General features: G+C 62.2%; 15 protein-coding genes. 11 read left to right on the top strand and 4 right to left on the bottom strand.

Going from position 1 to position 24850, the window contains the following annotated elements; all coding sequences use genetic code 11:
• Positions 1–125 precede the first annotated feature (125 nt).
• On the top strand, positions 126–7445 hold the full coding sequence (locus tag AC2GXZ_RS08960; RefSeq protein WP_483758805.1) for a beta strand repeat-containing protein: 7320 nt from the start codon (positions 126–128) through the stop codon (positions 7443–7445).
• 43 nt (positions 7446–7488) lie between these two features.
• Here the strand turns inward: AC2GXZ_RS08960 and AC2GXZ_RS08955 are convergent, their stop codons facing one another.
• The gene (locus AC2GXZ_RS08955; protein WP_483758804.1) at positions 7489–9528 is read right to left on the bottom strand and encodes an O-linked N-acetylglucosamine transferase, SPINDLY family protein; all 2040 of its coding nucleotides are present in this window, start codon (positions 9526–9528) and stop codon (positions 7489–7491) included.
• 239 nt (positions 9529–9767) lie between these two features.
• On the opposite strand from AC2GXZ_RS08955, the gene AC2GXZ_RS08950 reads away from it, so the two are divergent.
• From AC2GXZ_RS08950 to AC2GXZ_RS08910, 9 genes are all read left to right on the top strand, one after another.
• The gene (locus tag AC2GXZ_RS08950; RefSeq protein WP_483758803.1) at positions 9768–10409 is read left to right on the top strand and encodes a hypothetical protein; all 642 of its coding nucleotides are present in this window, start codon (positions 9768–9770) and stop codon (positions 10407–10409) included.
• 88 nt (positions 10410–10497) lie between these two features.
• On the top strand, positions 10498–12267 hold the full coding sequence (locus AC2GXZ_RS08945) for a GumC domain-containing protein (protein ID WP_483758802.1): 1770 nt from the start codon (positions 10498–10500) through the stop codon (positions 12265–12267).
• 132 nt (positions 12268–12399) lie between these two features.
• Positions 12400–13299 (top strand): bifunctional methylenetetrahydrofolate dehydrogenase/methenyltetrahydrofolate cyclohydrolase FolD, encoded by a 900-nt coding sequence (gene folD, locus AC2GXZ_RS08940; RefSeq protein ID WP_483758801.1) that lies wholly within the window; start codon positions 12400–12402, stop codon positions 13297–13299.
• A 146-nt stretch (positions 13300–13445) separates the two neighbouring features.
• Positions 13446–14807 carry an ABC transporter substrate-binding protein gene (locus AC2GXZ_RS08935; protein WP_483758800.1) on the top strand — a complete coding sequence of 454 codons (1362 nt, stop codon included), beginning with the start codon at positions 13446–13448 and terminating at the stop codon, positions 14805–14807.
• Positions 14808–15004: 197 nt separating this feature from the next.
• The gene (locus tag AC2GXZ_RS08930) at positions 15005–16018 is read left to right on the top strand and encodes a carbohydrate ABC transporter permease (protein ID WP_483758799.1); all 1014 of its coding nucleotides are present in this window, start codon (positions 15005–15007) and stop codon (positions 16016–16018) included.
• A gap of 1 nt (position 16019) precedes the next feature.
• Positions 16020–17201, top strand: a complete 1182-nt coding sequence (locus tag AC2GXZ_RS08925) for a carbohydrate ABC transporter permease (protein ID WP_483758798.1) — start codon at positions 16020–16022, stop codon at positions 17199–17201.
• A 26-nt stretch (positions 17202–17227) separates the two neighbouring features.
• Positions 17228–18907 carry a beta-galactosidase BglA gene (bglA, locus tag AC2GXZ_RS08920; protein WP_483758797.1) on the top strand — a complete coding sequence of 560 codons (1680 nt, stop codon included), beginning with the start codon at positions 17228–17230 and terminating at the stop codon, positions 18905–18907.
• A 27-nt stretch (positions 18908–18934) separates the two neighbouring features.
• Positions 18935–20023: an ABC transporter ATP-binding protein gene (locus AC2GXZ_RS08915; RefSeq protein ID WP_483758796.1), complete on the top strand. Its 1089-nt coding sequence runs from the start codon at positions 18935–18937 to the stop codon at positions 20021–20023.
• Positions 20024–20200: 177 nt separating this feature from the next.
• Positions 20201–20557, top strand: a complete 357-nt coding sequence (locus AC2GXZ_RS08910) for a hypothetical protein (RefSeq protein WP_483758795.1) — start codon at positions 20201–20203, stop codon at positions 20555–20557.
• A 50-nt stretch (positions 20558–20607) separates the two neighbouring features.
• Here the strand turns inward: AC2GXZ_RS08910 and AC2GXZ_RS08905 are convergent, their stop codons facing one another.
• Positions 20608–21543, bottom strand: coding sequence for a GlxA family transcriptional regulator (locus AC2GXZ_RS08905; RefSeq protein ID WP_483758794.1), 936 nt, complete (start codon positions 21541–21543; stop codon positions 20608–20610).
• 89 nt (positions 21544–21632) lie between these two features.
• Here AC2GXZ_RS08905 and AC2GXZ_RS08900 point away from each other — a divergent pair, with 89 nt between their 5' ends.
• On the top strand, positions 21633–22136 hold the full coding sequence (locus tag AC2GXZ_RS08900) for an isochorismatase family protein (protein ID WP_483758793.1): 504 nt from the start codon (positions 21633–21635) through the stop codon (positions 22134–22136).
• 81 nt (positions 22137–22217) lie between these two features.
• Here the strand turns inward: AC2GXZ_RS08900 and edd are convergent, their stop codons facing one another.
• Both edd and pgl read right to left on the bottom strand, forming a co-directional pair.
• Positions 22218–24035, bottom strand: coding sequence for a phosphogluconate dehydratase (gene edd / locus AC2GXZ_RS08895; RefSeq protein WP_483758792.1), 1818 nt, complete (start codon positions 24033–24035; stop codon positions 22218–22220).
• Between the two features lie 112 nt (positions 24036–24147).
• On the bottom strand, positions 24148–24846 hold the full coding sequence (gene pgl / locus AC2GXZ_RS08890) for a 6-phosphogluconolactonase (protein WP_483758791.1): 699 nt from the start codon (positions 24844–24846) through the stop codon (positions 24148–24150).
• Positions 24847–24850: the final 4 nt, after the last annotated feature.

Here is a 24850-nt window from a genome sequence, read left to right as displayed (position 1 = left end):
GATTGCAGCTCACTGCGCCTCTGGCAGATGAGGATGGAGGTTCCGGCTTCCCTGTGTCGGTCGCCCGCACGGGGGAATTGTCTCGATTTGTTTTAGGCATTTGATCAAGCGTCAAGGCTCCGCACATGACCTCTACCATTTCTTCGCTCAGCGTCACGCAGATCAGGTCGCTTTCGACCGCAGCGGTTGCGGCATGGTCGACGGAGGATGTGGCGTCATTATCCACGGCGCAGATCAAGGCTCTGTCCTCCGATCAGGTCGGCGCCCTCGACGCCGAGGATATCGAGACGCTTGATTCAAAACAGTTGAGCGCGATCGCGACCAGTGCGATCGTCGGTCTGACGATAGATCAGCTTGCGGTTCTGAGCAAAATTGCGATCGAAAGCCTGAGCACCGGTCAGGTGGCGGCATTGACCACCGCGCAGATGAGCGCATTGTCCACCGGTCAGGCCGAGGCGCTGACCTCGTCGCAGGTCGGCGCATTGACGACAGCGCAGCTCGCAGCTTTGAGCACCGCGGATATTGCCACCTTCTCGACCGAGGACATGGCCGCGATCAACGCGGCTGCCGTGGTAGGGCTGAGCACCGCGGTCGTTGCTTCGCTGAAGACAGCGCAAGTTGCAGCGCTCTCTACCGCAGCGGTTGCCAGGCTGACCACAGATCAGATGGCAGCGCTCACCACCGCGCAGGTCTCCGCATTGACCACCGCACAGGTCGGCGCTCTGAAGTCGCTGCAGATCGCGGTACTCGGCACCAACGATATCGCGGCATTGTCGACAGCCAGCATTGCGGCGCTCAGCAATAATGCTGTAACTGGTCTGAGCTCGACCCAGATCGCCGGGCTTTCCACATCTCAGGTCGCCGCCCTCAGCACCGGTGCAATCGCAACCCTGTCGACGGCGCAGATCACGACCCTGTCCACCGGCCAGATCGCGGCATTGACCGTCGATCAGGTCGCTGCCCTGAAAGCGGCCCAGGTCATTGTCTTGAGCACGGCTGCGATCGGTGCCCTGTCCACCGGCCAGATCGCGTCGCTCAGCACGGGTGGCGTGGCAACCCTCACCACCGACCAGATGGATGCGCTGTCGCGCAAGCAGTTGCTGGCGCTGACCACGGCGCAGATCAACGTTCTCAAGGCAACGCAGATCGCCGTCCTGTCGACGGGCGATGTGGCGGGACTGACGACCGCGCAAATTGCCGCGCTCTCCACCAAGGCGGTTGCGGGCCTTTCTTCCGACCAGGTCGGCGCACTTTCGACAGCCCAGGTCGAGGCGCTGACATCGACACAGATCAAGGCCCTGTCGTCGACCCAGGTTGCAGCGCTCGGTGCTGACGATCTCGCCACCTTCTCGACGGCGGAAATGGCCGCGATCACCAATAAGGCGGTCCTCGGCCTGACCAACAGCGTCATCGCATCGCTGTCGACGGCGCAGGTGGCGTCGCTGAACACCAGTGCCGTCGCGGCACTCTCGACCGACCAGGTCGATGCCCTGAAGAACACCCAGATCGCTGCGCTGACGACCTCCCAGGTCTACGTCCTCAGCTCGACCCAGATCGCCGTTCTCGATTCCGCCGACTTCGGGGCCTTCTCGACGGCCAATATCGCGGCGATCAGCAGCAAGGGTATTCTCGGTCTCGGCACAGATGTCGTTGCATCGCTCTCGACCGCGCAGATTGCGGTGTTGAACACCAGCGCCGTCGCGCGGCTGTCGACGGACCAGATGAGCGTCTTGTCTGTCGATCAGGCCGAAGCCCTTTCTTCCGCTCAGGTGAAGGTGCTGAGTTCCAAGCAGCTGGCCATGTTGAGCGCTGATCAACTGGCGACATTCTCGACCGACGATATGGCGGCAATCGTCAGCAGCGCGATCTCCGGCCTCAGTGCCGGCGTCGTGGCGTCGCTTTCGACCGCGCAGATTGCCAGCCTGAGTTCCAGTGCCGTCAGCGGCATGACCACCGAGCAGATCGACATCCTGTCGACGGCGCAGATCAGCAACATGACGACCGCGCAGGTCAAGGCGTTGAAGACCGCACAGGTCGTGGCGCTCGGCAGCGACGGCGTCGCGGCACTTTCCACGGATCAGATTGCGGCACTGACGACCGCCGCGATAGCCAGCCTTCAGGTCGTCCAGGTTGCGGCATTGAGTTCCAGCCAGGCCGAGGCGCTCTCATCGGCCCAGGTCAAGGTCCTGAGTTCCAACCAGATCGCCGCGCTGGACCCCGAGGATATTGCGACATTCTCGACCGCCGACATGGCCGCCATCACCAGCAAGGCGATAACCGGCCTGAACACTGGCATCATGGAAGCGCTCACGACGGCGCAGATTGCGGCCCTCAACACCAGCGCTGTCGCCAGTCTCACCACCGATCAGGTCTCGGTTCTGACGAGCAGCCAGATCGCAGCGCTCGCCAGCACGCAGGTCGCTGTCCTGACGTCGGCGCAGCTGGCCGCCATCAAGCCGGAAGATTTCATCGCGCTTCCGGGCACTTATCTTGCCTCGATCAGCAGCAAGGCGATAACCGGCCTGCCGACCAGCACCATCGCAGCTCTTTCGACCGCCCAGATCGCCGCGCTGAGTTCGACGGCGATCGCTGCGCTGTCCACCGCCCAGATTGCTGTTCTGTCGAGTGATCAGGCCGCTTCCTTGTCCACTGCCCAGGTCAAGGCGCTGACCTCCAAGCAGATCGGCTCACTGCCCACGGAAATCCTGGTGGCCCTGTCCACCGCCCAGGTCGTATCCCTGTCGACCTCGGCCGTTGCCAATCTGACGACCGAGCAGGTCGCGTCCCTTTCCTCCGCCCAGATCGCAGCCCTGTCCACCGCCCAGGTGGCAAAGCTTACATCGACCCAGGTTGCCGCCCTCGCTCCCGCGACGATCGCCGGTTTCTCGGCTGCCCGCCTTTCTGTTCTGAGCGGTTCCGCGGTGGCGGCGTTGTCCACCGACGTGGTCGCTGCGCTGTCGACGAACCAGATCGCGGCCTTAAGCACTGCCGGCATCGCAAGCCTGACGACCGATCAGCTGGCCGCGCTGTCGACCGCTCAGGTCGATGCCTTGTCGACACTTCAGATCAGCGTCCTGAAAACGACCCAGCTGTCGGCGCTGAGCTCTGCCGATCTCGCCACCTTCTCGACCGCCGACATGGCGGCAATCGGCACCAAGGCCATTTCGGGCCTGAGCACCAGCGCCATCGCCTCGCTTTCCACCGCTCAGATCGCCGTATTGAGCGCCAGTTCCATCGCGAACCTGACGGGCGACCAGATCGACGTGCTGGGTTCAGCCCAGATCGGCAGCCTGTCGACCAAGCAGGTTAGTGCGTTGACCTCGACCCAGATCGCGGCAATGAGCACCGCCACGCTCGCTCAACTCGATTCCTCCCAGATAGCCGCACTCGGCACGGCTGCCGTCGCGACCTTGTCCGACGATCAGATATCAGCGCTGACGACCGCGCAGGTCGCTGCCCTTTCGACCAAACAGATGGCCGTGCTGACGTCGGTGCAGGTCGCGGCATTGGGCACAAATGACATCGCGGCTCTGTCCACGACGCAGATCGCGGCGATGAGCACCGGGGGCGTCTCGGGTCTGTCGACCAGGCAGGTCGCGGTCCTGTCGAATGCGCAGGTCGAAGCCTTGACCAGTACCCAGGCCGCCGCTTTGAGCGCCGAGCAGCTCGAAATGTTCGACGCTGCCGATATCGCAACGTTCACCACCAAAGAAATCGCCGCGATCCGCTCGAGCGCCATATCGGGGCTAACGACGGCGGTCATGGCATCCATGTCGACCGCGCAGGTCGCGGCCATGAGCGCCAGCGGTGTCGGTGGCCTGACCACGGCACAGGTCGCCGCCCTGTCGACAAGCCAGACCGCGGCGCTGACCACCAAGCAGGTCGCAGCCCTGAGTTCGGAGCAGGCCGCCGTCTTCGGCACCGACGATATTGCGGCCCTGTCGACGGCGCAGGTCGCAGCATTCAGTACGGGGGGCGTTGCCGGTCTCACAACCAAGCAGGTTGCGGCCCTTTCCACGGCGCAGGCCGGCGCGCTGACCAGTGTTCAGGTCGCAGCCCTGAGTTCGGCCCAGATCGCCGTCATCGGAACCGAGAACCTTTCCAAGTTCTCGACCTCCGACGTCGCTGCAATCAATACAGATGCGATATCCAGCCTGACCACGGAAGCGATCGCTTCGCTGTCCACCACCCAGATCGCGTCTCTCTCCACCAGCGCCATCGCATCTCTCACCACCAAGCAGATCGGTGCATTCAGTACCGGCCAGATCGCCGCCCTGTCGAGCAAACAGGCTGCTGCCCTGACGTCCCAGCAGGTCGCCGCGCTCGGCGCTGACGATCTGGAGGCATTGTCGACCTCGGCACTCTCCGCAATCAGCTCCGGCGCCATTGCCGGATTGTCGACCTCCGCTCTGGCTTCGCTTTCCACCGAAGCGATCGCGGGCCTCGGCACGACGGCGATTGCCGGCCTCACCACGAAGCAGATCTCGGTGTTGAGCACCGACCAGATCGAGGCACTGTCGACCAAGCAGATTGCCAGGTTGAGCTCTGCGCAGGTCGGTGCATTGACGACGAACGACCTTGCAGCCCTTTCCACGCTGCAGGTTGCCTCCCTCAGCACCGCCGGCATATCGGGTCTTTCGAGCACGCAGATCCAGGCACTGTCGACCGGCCAGACCGAGGCTTTGACCAGCACCCAGGTCGCGGCACTCACGTCCAAGCAGGTAGCCGCACTCGGTGCCGACGACCTTGCGCTGTTTTCGACCAAGGAGATCGCCGCACTCGGGTCCGGCGCTGTCGCCGGGCTCTCGACGGCGACGCTTGCCTCGTTCTCGACGGATCTTGTTGCTGCCCTTTCCACCGCTGCGATCACCAGTCTGTCGACCGATCAGATGGCGGCACTTTCGTCCACGCAGCTTGCGGCACTGACCAGCAGCCAGGTCAGCGCGCTAAGTTCCAAGCAGCTCGAATCGCTGGGAACCAGCTATATCGCATCCCTTTCCACCGACGAGATCGCCTCACTCACGACGGCCGTCATCGTCGGGCTTTCGACGGCCCAGATCGCGGCGCTTTCGACGGCCCAGGCCGAAGCGCTCACCAGTACTCAGATCGCAGTCCTGAGTTCGAGTCAGGTCGCCTCACTCGGCAGCGATGATCTTGCACTCTTTTCGACGCGCGAGATTGCCGCACTTGGCTCGGCGGCGCTTGCAGGCCTGTCGACTGCAGTCCTGTCGTCGCTCTCCGGCGACCAGGTCGAAGCGCTGAGCACCGCGGCGATCGTCGGCCTGTCGACGACACAGGTCGCGTCTCTCACCAGCACCCAGCTGGAATCCCTGACGACCGCGCAGGTTGGCGCCCTGTCTTCGAGGCAGATCACGGCGCTCGGCACCGTCGGGGCGGCCGTGTTGTCCACCGGCCAGATCGCCGCCATGAGCACGGCGGCACTGGCCGGGCTTTCGTCGACGCAGGTCGCGGCCCTGACCACGATACAGGTCGAAGCGTTGACCAGCACGCAGGTCGCGGCCTTCACGTCGACGCAGGTTTCGGCACTCGGCACTGATGACCTTGCCGTCTTCTCGACCAAGGAACTTTCGGCGCTGAGTTCCACAGCGATTGCCGGCATTTCCACGGCGGTTCTGGCAGCTCTCTCGACCGAAGACGTGGCATCACTGAGTGCTGCCGCAATCGGCGGGCTGACAACCGGCCAGATCGCCGCTCTCAGCAGCGCTCAGGTCGATGCCATGACGACGGCCCAGATCGGCGCCCTCGGTTCGAAGCAGGTCGCCGTTCTCAGCACCGCAAGCCTTGCGGGCCTTTCGACGGCCCAGATTGCTGCCTTCGGCACGGCCGGCATTGCCGGCCTGACCTCGGACCAGATCGTGACGCTGTCGACAAGCCAGGTCGAGGCCCTGACCACGACGCAGGTCGCGGCGCTGACTTCGGCCCAGGTCGCCTCGCTCGGCACCGATGATATCGCGGTTTTCTCGACCGCAGATATTGCGGCCCTCAGCTCCAGCGGCGCCTCAGGCCTGTCCAGCGCCGTGCTGATGGCGCTCACCACCGAACAGGTTGCTTCTCTCGGAACAGCAGGCATTGCCGGGCTGACAACCAGCCAGATCGCCCTCCTCAGCACCAGTCAGGCAGAGGCGCTGACGACGACGCAGATTTCCGCCTTGAGTTCCAGGCAGATCAGCGCCCTCGGCCTCGACGATCTCGGGACCTTCACGACGGAAGAAATCGCAGCCATCGGCTCGGCCGCCATATCCGGACTGCCGACGGCGATCGTCGCCGCATTGACGACGGAACAGATCGCCGCCCTTGGCACCGCTGCCATTTCGGGCCTCACCACCAGCCAGATCGCTGCGCTGAGCCTCGACCAGTTCGAAGTTCTGTCGACCGCGCAGATCGGTGCATTGTCTTCTGGCCAGGTCGCGGTCCTCAGCACCGCCGACATTGCGGCATTGACGACCGCCCAAGTCGCAGCGCTCAGCACAGCCGGTATCGCCGGCCTGACCAGCAGCCAGGCGGAGGCGCTGACCCTCGAGCAGATCGGGGCGCTCACCACCACCCAGATCGGGGCGCTCACCTCGACGGCGCTGACCGGCCTGACGGTCGACGATCTCGAAAGCTTCTCTGCGGAAAAGCTGGCTGCGATCAATTCCAGCGCAATCGCCGGATTGCCGACCGGCTTCATCGCGGCACTTTCGACGCAGGAACTTGCCTCGCTCGGCACGGCCGGTATCGCCGGATTGACGAGTGCCCAGGTCAATGCGCTGACGGCCGAACAGCTCGACTCGCTGTCGACCACGCAGATCGCGGCCTTCAGTTCCGCCGGCCTTTCAGGCCTTTCGACCGACGACATGGCGGCATTCTCGACCGACGATCTCGCCGCTATCGGCACGGCGGCGATCAAGGGCCTGTCGACCGCCATCATCGCGGCATTCACCACGGATCAGATCGCTGCCCTTTCGGCAAACCAGGTCGGTGGGTTGAACTATAACCAGATCGTGGCGCTCTCCACGACCCAGGTGGCATCGCTGTCGACTGCCCAGCTTCACGCTCTGAATGCGCTGCAGGCGGCAGCGCTGGGTACCGACGATGTCGCAGTCCTGACGACCGACGAGATCGTGGCGCTGAGCACTGGTGCGATCGCTGGCCTCACCACCGGCGTCATCTCGCAGCTGACGACGGCGCAGGCCGAAGCGCTGACCCCCGAACAGGTCAATGCGCTGACCTCCAGCCAGCTCGCGGCTCTGTCCAACGACGATCTTGCGACCTTCTCGACGGCGGATATCGCCGCCTTCAACAGCACGGCGCTTCCGGGCCTCTCGACCGACAGCATCGCTGCCATGTCGAGCGAACAGCGTGACACGCTGATCGAAACCCATATGGCGGCACTAACCCCCGCCCAGGTCTCGACGATCATTTCACTCTATCTGGCGGCATAAGACTATCGCCTGTCCTGCGGGACAGGCGGCATGGCTTGAGCGGTCAGGCGGTCGTCGCCGGCCACAGGCGACTGTCTGCTGCAATCGCCGCATGGTCATGCCATTCGGCAAGCCGCGCGTGGTAGTGCTGCCGATAGCTGGCCTCGTCGACGAAGCCGGTATGGGCCTGAACAAGGTCCGCGCCGATCTCGTAATAGATGTCGAGATTGGCAAGGTCGGGCACCGGCGTCTCGCCGCGTTCGCATTCTCCCTGCATCTCCCAGAAGATCGCTTCCAGACGGCGGGCAAGGGCTGGAATGTCGCGCAACACGCTCGTCTCGCGCCTGTCCTGCAGCGCCTCGCGGATCTTTTTCAGGCTCGCCGGATCCTTGGCAAAACCGATCGCCTTGCGGACATAACTGTCGGGATCGTCGCAGATCAGTTCCGGAACGCCCGCGGCATGCACGATGCTGGCGCAGAAACGCGCGGCGAAGCTGCGTCCGGGGAAGGTCAAAACCGGTAAGCCCATCGTCAGCGCATCGGCGCCCGTCGAATGGGCGCCATAGGGGAACGTGTCGAGAAACAGGTCGGCAAGCGCGATACGCGCCAGATGCGCGGCATTTGGGGCCTTCGGTGCGAAGATGATCCGGTCCCTGGCAATGCCGGCCTTCTCGCCGATCTCGTGCAGGCGCTGGTCCACCTTGTCGCCGCCGGTCAGCAGCCACAACACGCTGCTTGGTGTTTCGTTGAGGATCCTGGTCCAGTGGCCGAATGTGGTTTCGGTGATCTTCTGCATGCCGTTGAAGCAGGCGAAGACGAACTTGTTTTTCGGCAGCCCGGCCTCATCGCGCGATGGCTTGGTGGCGATCACCCGCTTGCGGTCGATCGGCTGGTCGCAGGCGATGCGCAAGACCTTTTCCGAATAATAGACTTCGCTTTCCGGCGGTACGATATGCTCGTCGGTGATCATGTATTGATGGAACGGGCTGCCCATTGACCCGGGATAACCGCAGAAATTGACGATGACCGGGGCAGGGCGGTAGGCGAAGATCTTCGTCCGCGCATGCTTGGTGTAACCATTGACGTCGACCAATACGTCGATCTCGTCGTCATGGATAAGCTTTGCCGCCTCGAGGTCGCTCAGCGCGGCGATCTCGCGCCAGCAATCGACGGCCTTCTTCATCCGTATCTGCGTCGCATCGTTGATCACCGGCTCGCCGCAGTAATAGGCGTAGATCTCGACGCTATCCTTGTCGTGCAGTTCGAGCACTTCCCGCAGCGCGAAACCAACGGCGTGGTCGCGCAGGTCGGACGACACGTAACCGACCCTGAGCCGCTTGCCGCTGCCCGTCTTCATCGTCGCCGTGCGGCGCTGCAAGGCGCTCGTCTCGACGCGCCCGACCAGCGATTTGTTGTAGCGATAGGCCTTGGCCAGCTGGAACATCGGATCGTCCGAGTAGCAGGAAAGCGTCAAGGGCGACATCGAATCGATCATCTGCCGCGGCGTCGCATGCGTCGATGGTGTCAGGATCGGCCATTTGCATTGACGCTGCCGAAGCGCGCTCCAGTGCTGGCCGGCTTCCGGCTTGTCGGGACGAAGTTCGATCGCCTGCCACAAGGCGGCTTCCGCCTCTTCCATCAACCCGGCATTTTCCATCACCCGGCCGATATGCTGCAGCGTCATCAGCCGGTGGCTGACACGATCCGCGGAGCTTTCCGCCGTCATCGCCGTAAAGCTCTGCCATTGCTGGATCGCCTGTACGGCCAGCCCGCCGTCTTCCAGCGCCCGGCCCAGATTGATATGCGCCGGGCCGAAAGCCGGATCGAGCTTCAGGCAGGCCCTGAGAGCATTGATCGAACCGGCAAGATCGTTCAACTGGCGCAGCGTCACGGAATAGTTGAAATAGACGAGATGGAGAAACGGATTGCTGTCGTTGAATGCGATCCACGCCTTGTAAATATCGGCCGCTTCCTCCTTCTGCCCGGCAGCACTGCGGCTTTCGGCGATATTGAAGAGATCCGTGAAGGCAAGACGCTGGGTGCGTGCGAGTTCGAGGATTTCGGCAAGCGGGGTATCGGCGGCTAAACTCATGTTCTCGACCATCGCATCCATAAAATTCAAAGGGATTATGTGGCAGGCAATCATTGACCCTAGCCGTCATATCGCTCCGGGCGGATGAACGGCAAGGCTGCGCCAATCTGTGTCCCCATCGGATTCACAGGAACCTGCGCCTGTCCCGCATAAACGCGGAAAAGGTCGCATTTGAGCGTTCGAATTCAACCGGTGTTGATGACGCACTGTTATGAGATCGGACAGCGATGGTTCCTGGCACAGAGACAACGATGCGCGTATTCGAAAAATCAGCTTCCGGTGAACACGACGTCATGCTGCTTGGCATGAAGGTTCTGGCTTCCGGCTGGAATTCGGCACTGGCGGGTGCCCAGGCCCTGATTTCGGCCAGGGATGCTTCTGCGACGCTCGGTTTTCTCGATGACGGCAAGCTTGCCGGTGCGTTGCTGACGCCCGCGCCGAAAAACCCATCAACGCCGTCTTTGTTATTGCCCGCAGGCGGGCCGCTCGTTCGGCTCCTGCTAAGGTTGGTCGGCGGAAAAGCGGCTGAAACCGCCAGGTTTTCGGCCGCGACCTTCATTTCGGCCTTGCTGACCTATCTCGGCGAACGTCGCCGCATAGCCATCGTCGGTGACGATTCCGCAAGGCTCGATGCCCTCTGCGCGCATTTCACCCGTCATGCACCTTGGCACGACGTCTCGGCCGTCGCAGGCAATGCTGCCCTGTCCGGCCGCTTCGATCTGGTGATTGTCGATGCCGCTGGGCAGGCAGACCAGAACCGCATCGCGCAGCATCTTGCCGGATCGGATGCGGGCCTTGTCATCATGGCCGGCAACGGCCTTTCCCGCCTGATCGGTCGGCATCCGGTCCCGGCCAGCTCCCAGTCCAATGTCTCTACGCCGATGGCCGCCTGAGAATTAACCTTTTGTTTGCCACAAAAATTTAGACTGCGTTAATCAATGCGGGGAAAATCAGCCTCGCTGCGCGCAGAGGTGGTAATCGATGTACGGGCCGATGGATGCCGATCGACGAGGCGGGCAGGCGTCTGAGGCCGCGCCGTCGGTTCTTCGCCGCCTGAGACCGGCTTTTCTCGTCGTCGGCCTTACCGCAGGCCTCGGTGCGGCGGTTCCTCTCGCCGCCACCAAATATCTCGATGTCAGCTTCCGGGCGCAGACCCAGATCGCCGCGGACAATGGCGGCCCGGATCATATCCGTTCCGCCATGCAGGAACTGCGCTCCAAACCTGTCCTAGACACTGTCATCCGCGCCCTCAACCTCGGCAGCGGCGACGAATTTTCGGCCAATCGCCCAACCGTCTCGCGAGTCGTTTCCGAAGTCCTGTCCGGTGAGGTGACCACGGTTTCGCAGGCCGAGGATGCGGTGCGCGACCGGCTGCGCAACGCCCTTTCCGTCAGTTACGATGCAAGCGGCAAGCGAATTCTTCTGGATGCGGTGTCCGGCGATCCGGCAAAGGCCGCAACGATTGCCAACCATCTTGGCGATGAGCTTCGTCGCCTGCTCGCCTCGAATGACAGCCAGATGCGCAACCCGCAAGTCGAAGCGATGCGCAGCGCCGCCGCAAGGACGCAGGCTGCACTTGCGGGCTTCACCGCCAAACTCGATGATCCGACACGGGCAAGGCTGAACAAGCTTGCGGAGGACCGCCGCGCTATCGACGCCGATCTTGGCAATGCCGAACAGCGGCTGGCGGATCTCGGCGAAAAGCAGAAGATGGCGGCGTCGATGACCCTGTCCGATGTTCTGGCCAAGCCGCTTCCCGACAGCCTTGAATTCACCGGCCTCGAATATGAACGGGAAAGATATGTCCAGTCGGAACTGACGCTCCAGCAGCTTTCCGTCAATCTCGGACCGCTCCATCCAAGACGGGCTGCGGCACAAGGTGCAGTCAACGGTGCCAAACGGGATATCGGCAGCGCGTTGCGCCAGCTTTCCGCCTCGCTGAAGGACGAACTCGCCTCGGCCGGCAGGTCGCTTGCCGATCTCAACGACCGCAAGGCCGTGCTTCGGGCAGACAGGCCGTTGAACGACACGGCAAAACAGCTGTCGTTGCTCCAGGCCGGCGCCGAAGAGGCTCGCCGCAATCTCGAAAAGCTCCTGTCGGGCACAGCCGCCGTCAAGCCGGTCGCAGTCTCGCTGCCGCCTGTCCTGATGCCGGCAACGGCGGTCGGTGCGCAAAGGCTTGGGCCGAACTTGGCAATGCTTGCCGGTGCCGGTGCCGCTACCGGATTGTTCGCCGGCCTTGTCCTCATTGCGATGCGCTATCGACGCCAGTCCCGTCTTGCGGACGAACTCGACGAGATGCCGGTTGATCTCGATGTCTCCGTGGCAGATATGCGGGACGATCTCACTGTCGATCCGCTCATGATGGACGAGTTGGAGGCCGTCATCGATACCGCGCCAGTTGGTCATCAAGGCCATGACGATCACTTCCTCCCGGATGATGAATTCGATGACCGGTATCTTGAGCAGCGGATCGTCGCCAACGACATCACCTTCGGCGACAGGATCAGGTCGCTGCTTGCCGATCATGGGCGGCCCGCCGAACAGGCGAACCTTCCACCGTTGCTTGCCTCGGCGGTGGCGCATTCGAGCCGCCTGAAAGAAGAGGCCGGCCTGGAGTTCACCGGCATGGTCTTAGCCGATCCGGACCATGACATGCAGGAGCTTGTCGAACTGCAGCGCGAGCTTGCCGAACTGCGCGAACTGGTGCGTATCGAGACCGCCGCCCGCGCGCTGAAGGCCACCGGCTGACGTCCATGGGGCGAAAGCGCCATCCCCGACAAATTCCTTGCATTTGCCTGATCGGGACAGCATAGGGCGTTCACGGGCAATCGGCTCTCTGCCGATCCCCTAATTTGACGCTGAAAAGCGAGGAGTTCATCCGTGGCATTTGTGATTGATGGCAAGGAAGCCGCCGCTTCCGTGATTTCCGCCGTAACCGAGGCATCCGCATCACTGACGCAGCAGACCGGCATCGCGCCGGGCCTCGCCGTCGTCATCGTCGGCAACGATCCGGCAAGCCACGCCTATGTCAATTCCAAGGGCAAGATGGCCAAGCAATGCGGCTTCAATTCCGTCCAGCACACTCTGCCGGAAGACACGACGCAGCAGGATCTGCAGGCGCTCGTCGATATGCTGAACGCCGATCCGGCGATCCACGGCATCCTCGTCCAGCTGCCGCTGCCGAAACATTTCGACAGCGATGCGATCATCCAGTCTATCCTGCCGGAAAAGGATGTCGATGGCCTGAGCATTGCCAATGCCGGCAAGATCGCCACGGGTGATCTCGAAAGCGGCCTCATCTCCTGCACGCCGGCCGGCGCCATGCTGCTCGTCAAGCGCGTCCATGGCGCTGACCTGTCGGGCCTTAACGCCGTTGTCATCGGCCGCTCCAACCTGTTCGGCAAACCGATGGGCCTGCTGCTTCTTGCCGCCAACGCGACCGTCACCATGGCGCATTCGAAGACGAAGGATCTGGCTGGCGTCTGCCGCAATGCCGATATTCTCGTTGCCGCCGTCGGCCGAGCCGAAATGGTCAAGCGCGACTGGGTGAAACCTGGCGCCACCGTCATCGATGTTGGCATCAATCGTGTGCCGGCACCGGAAAAGGGCGAGGGTAAGAATAAACTGGTTGGCGACGTCGCCTTTGCTGAAGCCTCCGAAGTCGCGGCTTCGATCACCCCGGTCCCGGGCGGTGTCGGTCCGATGACGATTGCCATGCTGATGGCCAATACGGTGATTGCCGCGCACCGCGCCTGCAGCCTTCCCGTGCCGAAATTCTGACCTTGGAACATTTGTCGCGCCATGGTTGCGCGATAGCCCCTTGATTCCTCTGCTGGCGCGTTAAATCATCACTCCGGTTGCCGTCTTGTCGCAGGCGGCAGCCTTTTGAAGTCGACTTAAACGATTTTGAGAGGGAGGAGGATTTGATGAGGACATCTATCTGGATCGGCACCGCTGTGGTGGCCCTGATCGCCGGCATGGCCCATGCGCAGGAACTGAAGTTTCCGCCGGGAAGCGATGCCAGGTTCAACTGGAAAAGTTATGACGAGTTCAAGGCGGCACATGCCGACCTGAAGGGCCAGAGCCTGACGTTGTTTGGCCCGTGGCGTGGCGAGGACGAGGTGCTGTTCAACAGCGTGCTCGCCTATTTTAACGCCGCCACCGGCGTCAGCGGCAAATATTCGTCGTCTGAAAATTACGAGCAGCAGATCGTCATCGATACGCAAGCCGGCTCGCCGCCGAATATCGCCATCATGCCGCAACCGGGCCTGCTTGCCGATCTGGCGCCCAAAGGGCTTCTGGCGCCGCTCGGCAAGGAAACCGAGGATTGGGTCAAGACCAATTATGGCTCCGGCGAGGACTGGATCCGTTACGGCACCTACAAGGGCAAGGATGGACAGCAGGGTTATTTCGGCTTTCCCTTCAAGGCCGACCTGAAATCGATCGTCTGGTACGTGCCGGAAAACTTCGAGGAAGCCGGTTACGAAGTCCCGAAGACGATGGAGGACTTGATCAAGCTCTCTGACCAGATCGTTGCCGATGGCGGCGTGCCCTGGTGCATCGGGCTGGGATCAGGCGGCGCCACCGGCTGGCCGGCGACCGACTGGGTCGAGGACATGATGCTGCGCACCCAGAAACCGGATGTCTACGACAAATGGGTGTCCAACGAGGTGAAGTTCAACGATCCGGCCGTGATCGGTGCGATCGAGGAATTCGGCCGGTTTGCCAAGAACGACAAATATGTCGCCGGCGGCGTGCCGGCCGTTGCCTCCACCGATTTCCGCGACAGCCCCAAGGGCCTCTTCGACATTCCGCCGAAATGTTACCTGCATCACCAGGCCTCGTTCGTCCCGTCCTTCTTCCCGCCGGACAAGGAGGTCGGCGTCGATGCCGATTTCTTCTATCTGCCGACCTATGCGTCGAAGCCCGAGCTTGGCACGCCGGTTCTCGGCGCCGGCACGATGTTTTCCATCACCAAGGATACGCCGGCCGCCCGCGCCTTCATCGAATTTTTGAAGACGCCGATCGCCCACGAAGTCTGGATGGCGCAGACCTCGTTCCTCACGCCCTACAAGGGCGTCAATCTCGATGCCTATGCCAATGACACGATGAAGAAGGAGGGCGAGCTTCTGACCAAGGCCACCACCTTCCGCTTCGATGCCTCCGACCTGATGCCCGGCAAGATCGGCGCCGGCGCCTTCTGGACCGGCATGATCGACTATGTCGGCGGCAAGGATGCGAAAGCCTCGGCAGACGAGATCCAGAAGGCCTGGGATGGGTTGAAGTAGCGGCGGTCTTTGGGGGCTTGCCCCTCATCCGCCTGCCGGCACCTTCTCCCCGTAAACGGGGAGAAGGACGAAGCCGCAGCCTCTCCGGTCACCCTCGCCCCGTTTACGGGGAGAGGGTGCGCCGAACAAAGCGGAGGCTGGGTGAGGGGCAGACCCAAATTCAACAAAAAGCCGAATGAAATAACGGGAGGGGCAGCATGGCAGCACAGATCGTCACGGCTTTCGGAGCCGTCATCGCGGGCGTGTTTGCCTGTGCCTTTTATTACTGGTTTTCCGACAAGCTGCTGCAGCTTGCCTTTCCTGTGCGCGGCGGTGATGCGAGGCGGGCCTCGGCCAACCTGCAAACCCAATCGTCGATCCGGCCCTGGCTGTTCCTCGGCCCGGCTTTGCTGCTGCTCGCGGTCTATCTCATCTATCCGGTGATCGCCACCTTCATCCTCTCCTTCTACGATCGTTCCGGCGGCAATTTTGTCGGTCTTGCCAATTATCGCTGGGCGGCAACCGACGAGCAGTTCCGCCAGTCGATCTTCAACAACATCCTGTGGCTGGCCGTCGTGCCCGCCGCCTGCACGTTTTTCGGCCTCGTCATCGCCGTTCTCACCGACCGCATATGGTGGGGCAATATCGCCAAAAGCCTGATCTTCATGCCGATGGCGATCTCGTTTGTCGGCGCTTCGGTGATCTGGAAATTCATCTATGAATATCGCGGCGCGGACGGCACCCAGATCGGCCTCTTGAACGCCATCGTGCAGTTTTTCGGCGGCGATCCGCAGGTCTGGATCGCGCTGCCGTTGTGGAACAACTTCTTCCTCATGGCGATCCTCATCTGGATCCAGACCGGTTTTGCCATGGTCATCCTCTCAGCGGCACTGCGCGGCATTCCGGAAGAAACGATCGAGGCGGCCGTCATCGACGGCGCCAATGGCTGGCAGATCTTCTGGAAGATCATGGTGCCGCAGATCTGGGGCACGATCGCCGTCGTCTGGACGACCATCACCATTCTCGTGCTGAAGGTCTTCGACATCGTGCTGACCATGACCAACGGCCAGTGGAACACGATGGTGCTCGCCAACCTGATGTTCGACTGGATGTTCCGTGGCGGTGGCGACAGTGGCCGCAGCGCCGTCATCGCGCTGGTCATCATGGCCGCCGTCACGCCGATCATGATCTGGAACATCCGCCAGGCGAAGGACGAGGGAGGGGAGCACTGAGATGAACGCCGCCCTTCAACTCCGCCGCATCGGCCTCCCGCGCCTCATCGTCCATGTCTCGGTTCTTGTGATCTGCATCCTCTGGCTGATCCCGACGCTCGGCATCCTCGTCACCTCGTTTCGCGATCCGGGCCAGATCACCTCGTCCGGCTGGTGGACGGCGTTTACCGGTGCCGCCGAAACCAGCGCCGCCCGGCTCGGTGACCCGTCCTCGGCAAAACAGGACGGCCCGAACTACGTCATCTCCGGCTCGGTCTTCGACGGCGGGCAAACCAAGCCGGGTGAGACCAAGGGCGGACAGGTCCGCGCCTTCGGCACCAAGGTCGCAGCCCCCACCGAATTTGCGGCGGGATCTCCCGCCGATCTCGGCGATGGCGAAACGCTTACTGTCAACGAGGATGGCAGCTACACCCTCACCAGGAACGCGCCCTTTACCGACAAGCGCGGCAAGCGCGTCTATCTCTCGGTCGCCCAGCCACCGAGCTTCACGCTTGACAACTATCGCACGGTGCTGACGTCGCAGGGTATCGGTCAGGCCTTCGTCAATTCGCTGACGGTCGCCATCCCGGCCACCATCATCCCGATCCTGATCTCGGCCTTTGCCGCCTACGCACTGTCCTGGATGCGGTTTCCGGGCCGCGCGCTGATCATCGCCGTCGTTGTCGGCCTGATCGTCGTGCCGCTGCAGATGTCGCTGATCCCGCTTCTCACCCTCTATAACCAGATCGGTGCGATCTTCGGTGTGCCGTCGCGCAGTTATGTCGGCATCTGGCTGGCGCATGCAGCCTTCGGCATGCCGCTCGCCATCTATCTGCTGCGCAACTATATCGCCGGCCTGCCGAAGGAAGTGATCGAATCCGCCCGCGTCGATGGCGCCAGCGACTTCGAAATCTTCGTGCGCATCGTGCTGCCGCTCTCCTTCCCGGCGCTCGCCTCCTTCTCTATCTTCCAGTTCCTCTGGACCTGGAACGATTTGCTTGTCGCCATGGTCTTCCTCGGCACCGGCAAGGACCAGCTCGTCTTGACCGGCGCGCTCAATGCGCTGCTCGGTTCGATGGGCGGCAAGTGGGAAATCCTCACCGCATCGGCCTTCATTACCATTATCGTCCCGATTATCGTCTTTTTTGCACTGCAGCGATATCTCGTCCGCGGCCTGCTTGCAGGTTCCGTCAAGGGCGGCTGACCCAAACCAACGCACAAGGATATTGAATGAGCATTTCCGCAGAAGCCGTTGCCACGTCCGCCAATGCGCCCGATCAGGGTCCTGATCGCGACTGGTGGCGCGGCGCCGTCATCTACCAGATCTATCCTCGTTCCTTTCAGGATTCCAATGGCGACGGCATCGGCGATCTGAAGGGCATCACCGCCCGCCTTCCGCATATCGCAGCGCTCGGCGCCGATGCGGTGTGGATCTCGCCCTTCTTCCCGTCGCCGATGAAGGATTTCGGCTACGACGTGTCGAACTATACCGATGTCGATCCGATGTTCGGCACCCTGTCGGATTTCGACGGCATGATCGCAGAAGCCCATCGCCTCGGCATCAAGGTGATGATCGACCTCGTCATGTCGCATTCCTCCGACCAGCATCCCTGGTTCATCGAAAGCCGGTCCTCGCGCTTCAACCCCAAGGCCGACTGGTATGTCTGGTCGGATGCAAGGCCCGATGGCACGCCGCCCAACAACTGGCTGTCGATCTTCGGCGGGTCCGCCTGGCATTGGGACCCGACGCGCATGCAATATTACATGCACAACTTCCTCACCTCGCAGCCGGATCTCAACCTGCACAATCCCGAGGTTCAGGACGCGCTGCTCGACATGACCCGCTTCTGGCTGAAGCGCGGTGTCGATGGTTTCCGTCTCGACACGATCAACTTCTACTTCCACGACAGAGAGCTGCGCGACAACCCGGCGCTCGATCCGTCGCGCCGCAATGCGTCGACCGCACCGGCGGTTAATCCCTACAATTTCCAGGAACATCTCTACGACAAGAACCGCCCGGAAAACCTCGAATTCCTCAAGCGCTTCCGTGCCGTGCTGAACGAGTTCCCGGCAATCGCTGCCGTCGGCGAAGTCGGTGACAGCCAACGCGGGCTGGAAATCGTCGGCGAATACACGTCCGGCGATGACAAGATGCAGATGTGTTACGCCTTCGAATTCCTCGCACCCGACGCACTCACCGCGCCGCGTGTCGCCGACGTGCAGAAGGCGTTTGCGACGGCCGCCCCCGAAGGCTGGGCCTGCTGGGCCTTTTCCAACCATGACGTCGTGCGCCATGTCAGCCGCTGGGGGCAGGAGGTGCTGGACCGCGACGGCTTTGCAAAAATGCTCTCGGCCATCCTTCTGTCACAGCGCGGCTCCGTCTGCCTTTATCAGGGCGAGGAACTGGGCCTCACCGAAGCCGATATCGCCTATGCCGACCTGCAGGATCCCTATGGCATCCAGTTCTGGCCGGAATTCAAGGGCCGCGACGGCTGCCGCACACCGATGGTCTGGGATGCGCAGGCGCTGCAGGCAGGGTTCTCGACGGCCGAACGCACCTGGCTGCCCATCCCGGTGGAACATCAGCTGAAGGCCGTCAGTGCCCAATATGGCGACCCGTCTTCGGTGCTGGAGCAGTACCGTCGCTTCCTCGCCTTCCGCAAGGCGCACCCGGCCTTCGCCAAGGGCGAGATCAGCTTCACGGCGACGGACGAACCGCTGCTCGCCTATCAGCGGCATTATGGCAACGAGACCATCCTGTGTTTGTTCAACATGAGCCCTAATTCAGTATCAGGCACCTTGCCGTCCGGTGAATGGGAAGCACTGGACAGCCACGGGTTCGAGGCGGTGCGGGATGGCGAGAGCATCGAACTACCGGCCTGGGGCGCGTTTTTCGCCCGCCAGATCTAAACAACGAAACGGGGAGGAGGGACGATCATGACCGGCGTAACGCTAAAGGAAATCCGTAAGTCCTATGGCCAGGTGAAGGTGCTGCACGGCATCGACCTGGAAATAGAACAGGGCGAATTCATCGTTTTCGTCGGCCCGTCCGGCTGCGGGAAATCGACCTTGCTCAGAATGATCGCAGGGCTCGAAAGCGTCACCGCCGGCGAGATGTCGATCGATGGCGAGGTGGTCAACGATGTGCCTCCCTCGCGTCGCGGCATCGCCATGGTCTTCCAGTCCTATGCGCTTTATCCGCATATGACCGTCTACGACAACATGGCCTTCGGCATGAAGATCGCCCGCGAGGCCAAGACTGAGATCGATCGCCGCGTGCGCGCGGCGGCCGATATCCTGCAGCTCACCCCCTATCTCGATCGCCTGCCCAAGGCGCTCTCCGGCGGTCAGCGCCAGCGGGTCGCCATCGGCCGCGCCATCTGCCGCAACCCAAAGGTTTTCCTCTTCGATGAGCCGCTCTCGAACCTCGATGCCGCCTTGCGCGTCGCGACCCGCATCGAGATCGCCCGGCTGAAGGAGAAGATGGCCGATACGACGATGATCTACGTCACCCATGATCAGGTCGAAGCGATGACGCTTGCCGACCGCATCGTCGTCCTGTCTGCGGGAAAGATCGAACAGGTCGGCCCGCCGCTGGAACTCTACGAGCGTCCCGCCAACCTCTTCGTCGCGCGTTTCATCGGGTCGCCGGCGATGAACATATTGCCGGTCACGATCGCCGAACCCGGCGACAGGACGGCCGTTGTCTTGAAGGACAGAAGAACCGCCATCGTGCCGATCTCAGTGCCGCCTCAGCAACAGGGAACTCCGGCAAGCCTCGGCATACGCCCGGAAGACCTCGTTGTCACTCGCGACGGCAGCGGTCTGATCGAGGGCCGTATTCTCCTGGTGGAAGCGCTGGGTGAAGTAACCCTGCTTTATGTCGAACTGGCACCCGGCGAGGAGCCGGTGATCGCCAAGCTGCAGGGGATATCGCCCCATGCCAAGGGCGATATGGTCCGCCTGACGGCCGATGCCGGCAAGCTGCATCTCTTTGATGCCGAAGGCAGAACATATCAAGTCTAGACGGTAATCCTGTATTCACCACATCAAGGGGTCTGACGTCCTCTCATGTGCGTAAATGGGACGCGCCAACCCGTTGTTAAACTTCATCGCCTAGTCTTGCCGTGCAAGTGTAGGAGAATTGTCTTGGGCGCGGCGCCGACTAACAAAAATCATTTTCTGAACAAGGAAGAATCTTTCATGTACGACCGCGAGCAGCGGTTCAAGATGGAAGATACGATGAATGCCGGCCGCATCGAATATACCGAGAAGGCAATCCTCAACATGGCGCAGCGCCGCTGCGACGTGCTGCAGATCTCCCAGAGCGGTGCCGTTCTCGGCCTTCTCACCCAGTATAATCTTCCCCAGCAATTCTACCTCGATATTCCCGATGCCCGCATCAACAAGGTCGGCTGTCTGTTGATGCGTATCAACATGAACAACACGATCGACGTTCGTTTCCTGCGGATGCTGACCCAGAAGGAACTGGATCGCATTTTCGTGTTTTCGACCCATCCTCGCCATCGCGACAAGAAACTCGACGTTCGCACCTGGTAACCGCCTCTTTGAAATAAATCGGCCCCGTTTTTGGTTGCCGGATCGGCGCTTCAATCCAGCCTCTGTCTCGCCTGCCATTGCTTCGGCGTCACGCCTGTCTCGATACGAAAGGCCGTGCGCAGCGATTTGGCATCGGCAAAACCGCTGCGGTTGGCTATCCGATCGAGACCGCCTGAACCCTTGATCAGAAGATCCTGCGCCAGCGCCACCCGCGCGCGGCGCAGCCATGCGCCCAGACTGTCGCCGGTATGGGCGCGGATGTGACGGCTGACGCTGCGTCGGCTCATACCCGCTCGTTTGGCAAGTTCGTCCAACGAAGGTGTCTGCGTCGGAGCGGCAAGCAGATCGTCGAGAATTTTCGACAGGCGACGTTCTGGGGATGAGCCGGCGGCGGGCCTTTCGATCAACTGTGGCTGCCCGCCGCCTCTTTGTGCCGGTACAACAAGTTGGCGGGCGACGCGATTGGCCTCGTTACTGCCCGACAGCCGGGCAAGGATGTGAAGGCAGCAATCCAGCCCCGATGCGATGCCTGCAGATGTCAGCACCAGGCCTTTGTCGACGTAGATCGCGCCGGGATCGACCCGCACGGCGGGATAGCGGGACGCAAATATCTCAACTCGCGCCCAATGTGTCGTCGCCCGCCGCCCGTCGAGCAGACCTGCTTCCGCGAGCGCGAAGGCGCCGAGGCAGAGGCCCGCCACCATCGCGCCACGCCGCGCAGCTTTCACGATCTCGTCGAGGATTGCAGGTGGTATCGCCTCATCGACATTGCGCCAGCCGGGAAGGATCACGACATCTGCCTCGCCGGCCTCATCCAGCCGATAGGGGGTCTCGATCGACAATCCGCCCGTTGCAGACATGCGCTGCTTCTCGCCACAGACCATCACCTCATGGCCGCTTGCGACAAAGGGTTCGCCGAACACGGCAAGCGGTGTGGACAGCATGAACGGGCTGATCCCGTTATAGGCGAGTATGGCAATACGCATTGGCCCAATATGCCCCAAACATGTCCATCGGGCCACTGAAACCGTCTGTGATCCCGGTCTAGGAATGTCCCATCAACGGAGAGAATTTCATGAGCCGCGCATTACTCGTCATTGACGTCCAGAACGATTATTTCCCGGGCGGGGCTCTTCCCCTGCATCAGCCGGAGGAGGCGGAGGCGCAGCTTGTCACGGCGATCGGGCAGGCCAGGGAGGCCGGTGACCGGATCATCCTGGTCCGGCATGTGTCTTCAGCCGAGAGCGGGCTGTTTGCCGCCTCCGGCACCGGTATCGACATCCGGCCGGCGATACTTGCCGCGGCGGGCAATGTGCCCGTCGTCACCAAGCGCTTCGCCGATGCCTTTCAGGAGACGGATCTTGCCACCCACCTTGACGGTGTCGAAACGCTTTTCGTCTGCGGGATGATGACCCAGAACTGCGTCGTCTTCACGGCCATGTCGCGCGCCGCGGATGCTTTCGAGGTGAAGGTCATCGCCGATCTTTGCGCCGCGCCGTCTGCGGCAGTCCACGCCATCGCGCTCAGTGCACTGAAATCGAAACTGCCGCTGGTCGAGGCGAGGGATCTCTGGTCGTGAAACGATAACAGCCGCGGATCAAACCGCGGCTGCACCAGCCTGCTTGAGGAGAGATCGTCTCCCGGCCGTGTTGTCCGGACGTCAGGCGAAGACGCTGGCGCCCTGGTCCGCCCGGCCGACATTGCGGCGGAAGGCGGAGAAGAGTTCGCGGCCCATGCCGAATTCGTTCTCGGAAAGATCGGCCTCGGCCATCGGGCGAGCGGCAAGTTCGGCCGCGTCAACCAGCACTTCCAGCGTGCCGGCAACGGCATCGAGGCGGATCATATCACCGTCCCTGATCCTGGCGATTGCGCCGCCATCACAGGCTTCCGGCGTCATGTGGATTGCCGCCGGCACCTTGCCGGATGCACCCGACATGCGGCCGTCGGTGACCAGCGCTACCTTGAAGCCGCGATCCTGCAGCACGCCGAGCGACGGGGTGAGGCGATGCAGTTCCGGCATGCCGTTCGCTTTCGGTCCCTGGAACCGCACGACGGCAACGAAATCGCGGTTCAGCTCGCCGCGCTTGAATGCATCCTGCAGGCCCTGCTGGTCCTGGAAGACGATCGCCGGGGCTTCGATGACATGGCGTTCCGGCTTGACGGCCGAGATCTTGATGACGCCGAGGCCGATATTGCCGGTCAGCATCTTCAACCCGCCGCTCTTCTGGAACGGCTGGTCGATCGTTGTCAGCACCTTCGGGTCGCCGCTGACGTCCGGCACGCTTTCGCGGGTGACCTGACCATCGCTGCCAAGCTTGGCCTCGACCGTATAGGCCTCCAGCCCGTGGCCGAACACGGTGCGCACGTCGTCATGCACATAACCTCCGCGCAGCAGCTGCTTGATCAGGAAGCCCATGCCGCCTGCCGCGTGGAAATGGTTCACGTCGGCAAGCCCGTTCGGGTAGACGCGGGTGAGAAGCGGCACGACATCCGAAAGTTCGGACATGTCATGCCATGTCAGATGGATGCCGGCCGCGCGTGCCATGGCGACGAGATGCATCGTATGATTGGTCGATCCGCCGGTCGCGTGCAGGCCGACGACGCCGTTGACGATCGAGCGTTCATCGATCATTTCGCCGGCCGGCGTGAACTCATTGCCCATGGCGGTGATGGCGAGCGCCCGCTTGGCGGCCTCGCGGGTAAGGGCTTCGCGCAAAGGCGTGCCCGGATTGACGAAGGAGGCGCCGGGCATGTGGAAGCCCATGATCTCCATCAGCATCTGGTTGGAATTCGCCGTGCCGTAGAAGGTACAGGTGCCGGGACCGTGATAGGATTTGGATTCCGCCTCCAGAAGCTCGGCGCGGCCGACCTTGCCTTCCGCATAAAGCTGGCGGATGCGCGATTTTTCGTCGTTCGGCAGGCCGGTTGTCATCGGCCCGGCCGGAATGAACACGGCCGGCAGATGCCCGAACGAAAGCGCCGCGATGACGAGGCCCGGCACGATCTTGTCGCAGATGCCGAGATAGACAGAGGCATCGAACATGTTGTGCGACAGGCCGATCCCGGCCGCCATCGCAATCGTGTCGCGCGAAAACAGCGACAGTTCCATGCCCGGCTGGCCCTGGGTGACGCCGTCGCACATGGCAGGCACAGCACCGGCAACCTGTGCAATGCCGCCCGCCTCGCGCGCCGCGTCACGAATGATCTGCGGAAAGGTCTCGTAGGGCTGGTGAGCCGAGAGCATGTCGTTATAGGCGGTGATGATGCCGAGGTTCGGGACGACGTCTCCAGCGAGCGCGTCCTTCTCGGCGGGGGAACAGACCGCAAATCCATGAGCCAGATTGCCACAGGAGAGAACCGTGCGGTGCGGACCTTTGGCGACCGCCCTTTGCAGACGGTCGAGATAGGCCTCGCGATGCGGTTTGGATCGTTCGACGATCCTTGCCGTGATAGCCTGGATGCTGGAATGCGCCGCCATGTCAAACTCTCCTTCGCTCAATCCCGGCTTGGGAAAGGCCAAGGCCACCGGGATCACAGGTATGATAATTCTGCCGGCGCCCTGCGTATCGTCGGGCGCCGGAACGGGTGCCTTATGGCGCCCAATAGATCTCGATCGGCGAGGCCGCCCGGTTGAGTACGGCGCGGATCGGCATCTCGGTCTCGTCCGACCCTGCCTCGGCCTTCGAAAGCACGTCCTTCTTTTCCTGCCCCTCGATATGCAGCACCAGCAGATGCGCATCAGACAGAGCCGAGAAGGTGAAGGTCAGGCGCTCTTCGCCGGCACCCGCCGCCGCCATCGTCATGATGCCGCGCGGCGTCGAAAGATCGATCGCCTTGGCAAGGTGATTGCCATGCGGGAAAAACGACGCGGTGTGGCCGTCACCACCCATGCCGAGGATCGCCACATCGAAAGGATTGCCGATCGACGATACGGCCTTCGTGGCGATTTCCGCTGCAGCGTCTATCGACGGTGCCTCGTGGTAAAGGGGAATAAAGGTCGCGGCCGCAGCCTTGTCCTTGAGCAGATGTGTCGCGACCAGAAGATGGTTGGAGCGCGGGCTGTCTTCCGGCACGAAACGCTCGTCGACCAGCGTCACCGTTACCTTTGCCCAGTCGATATCCTTCTCCGAAAGCACCTCGAAGAACCGCTTCGGCGTCGATCCGCCGGAGACGGCGATGGACGCCGTCCCCTTGTTCGAAATCGCTGCCGAAAGCCGCGTTGCAACCTCGTCCGCAAGTGCTGCGGCAAGTTCCGCTCCGTCGGCGAAGCTATGCAAAGTCGATGTCATGGTC

The organism is Aliirhizobium sp. YIM B11859, from assembly GCF_057163345.1.
This window is presented reverse-complemented; position numbering and strand designations above follow the sequence as displayed.

Excerpts from the sequence above, each read along its gene's own strand:
- AC2GXZ_RS08960 (WP_483758805.1), top strand. The coding sequence starts at position 126 with ATGACCTCTACCATTTCTTCGCTCAGCGTCACGCAGATCAGGTCGCTT.
- AC2GXZ_RS08955 (WP_483758804.1), bottom strand. The coding sequence starts at position 9,528 with ATGGTCGAGAACATGAGTTTAGCCGCCGATACCCCGCTTGCCGAAATC.
- AC2GXZ_RS08950 (WP_483758803.1), top strand. The coding sequence starts at position 9,768 with ATGCGCGTATTCGAAAAATCAGCTTCCGGTGAACACGACGTCATGCTG.
- AC2GXZ_RS08945 (WP_483758802.1), top strand. The coding sequence starts at position 10,498 with ATGTACGGGCCGATGGATGCCGATCGACGAGGCGGGCAGGCGTCTGAG.
- AC2GXZ_RS08935 (WP_483758800.1), top strand. The coding sequence starts at position 13,446 with ATGAGGACATCTATCTGGATCGGCACCGCTGTGGTGGCCCTGATCGCC.
- AC2GXZ_RS08930 (WP_483758799.1), top strand. The coding sequence starts at position 15,005 with ATGGCAGCACAGATCGTCACGGCTTTCGGAGCCGTCATCGCGGGCGTG.
- AC2GXZ_RS08925 (WP_483758798.1), top strand. The coding sequence starts at position 16,020 with ATGAACGCCGCCCTTCAACTCCGCCGCATCGGCCTCCCGCGCCTCATC.
- bglA (WP_483758797.1), top strand. The coding sequence starts at position 17,228 with ATGAGCATTTCCGCAGAAGCCGTTGCCACGTCCGCCAATGCGCCCGAT.
- AC2GXZ_RS08915 (WP_483758796.1), top strand. The coding sequence starts at position 18,935 with ATGACCGGCGTAACGCTAAAGGAAATCCGTAAGTCCTATGGCCAGGTG.
- AC2GXZ_RS08910 (WP_483758795.1), top strand. The coding sequence starts at position 20,201 with ATGTACGACCGCGAGCAGCGGTTCAAGATGGAAGATACGATGAATGCC.
- AC2GXZ_RS08905 (WP_483758794.1), bottom strand. The coding sequence starts at position 21,543 with ATGCGTATTGCCATACTCGCCTATAACGGGATCAGCCCGTTCATGCTG.
- AC2GXZ_RS08900 (WP_483758793.1), top strand. The coding sequence starts at position 21,633 with ATGAGCCGCGCATTACTCGTCATTGACGTCCAGAACGATTATTTCCCG.
- edd (WP_483758792.1), bottom strand. The coding sequence starts at position 24,035 with ATGGCGGCGCATTCCAGCATCCAGGCTATCACGGCAAGGATCGTCGAA.
- pgl (WP_483758791.1), bottom strand. The coding sequence starts at position 24,846 with ATGACATCGACTTTGCATAGCTTCGCCGACGGAGCGGAACTTGCCGCA.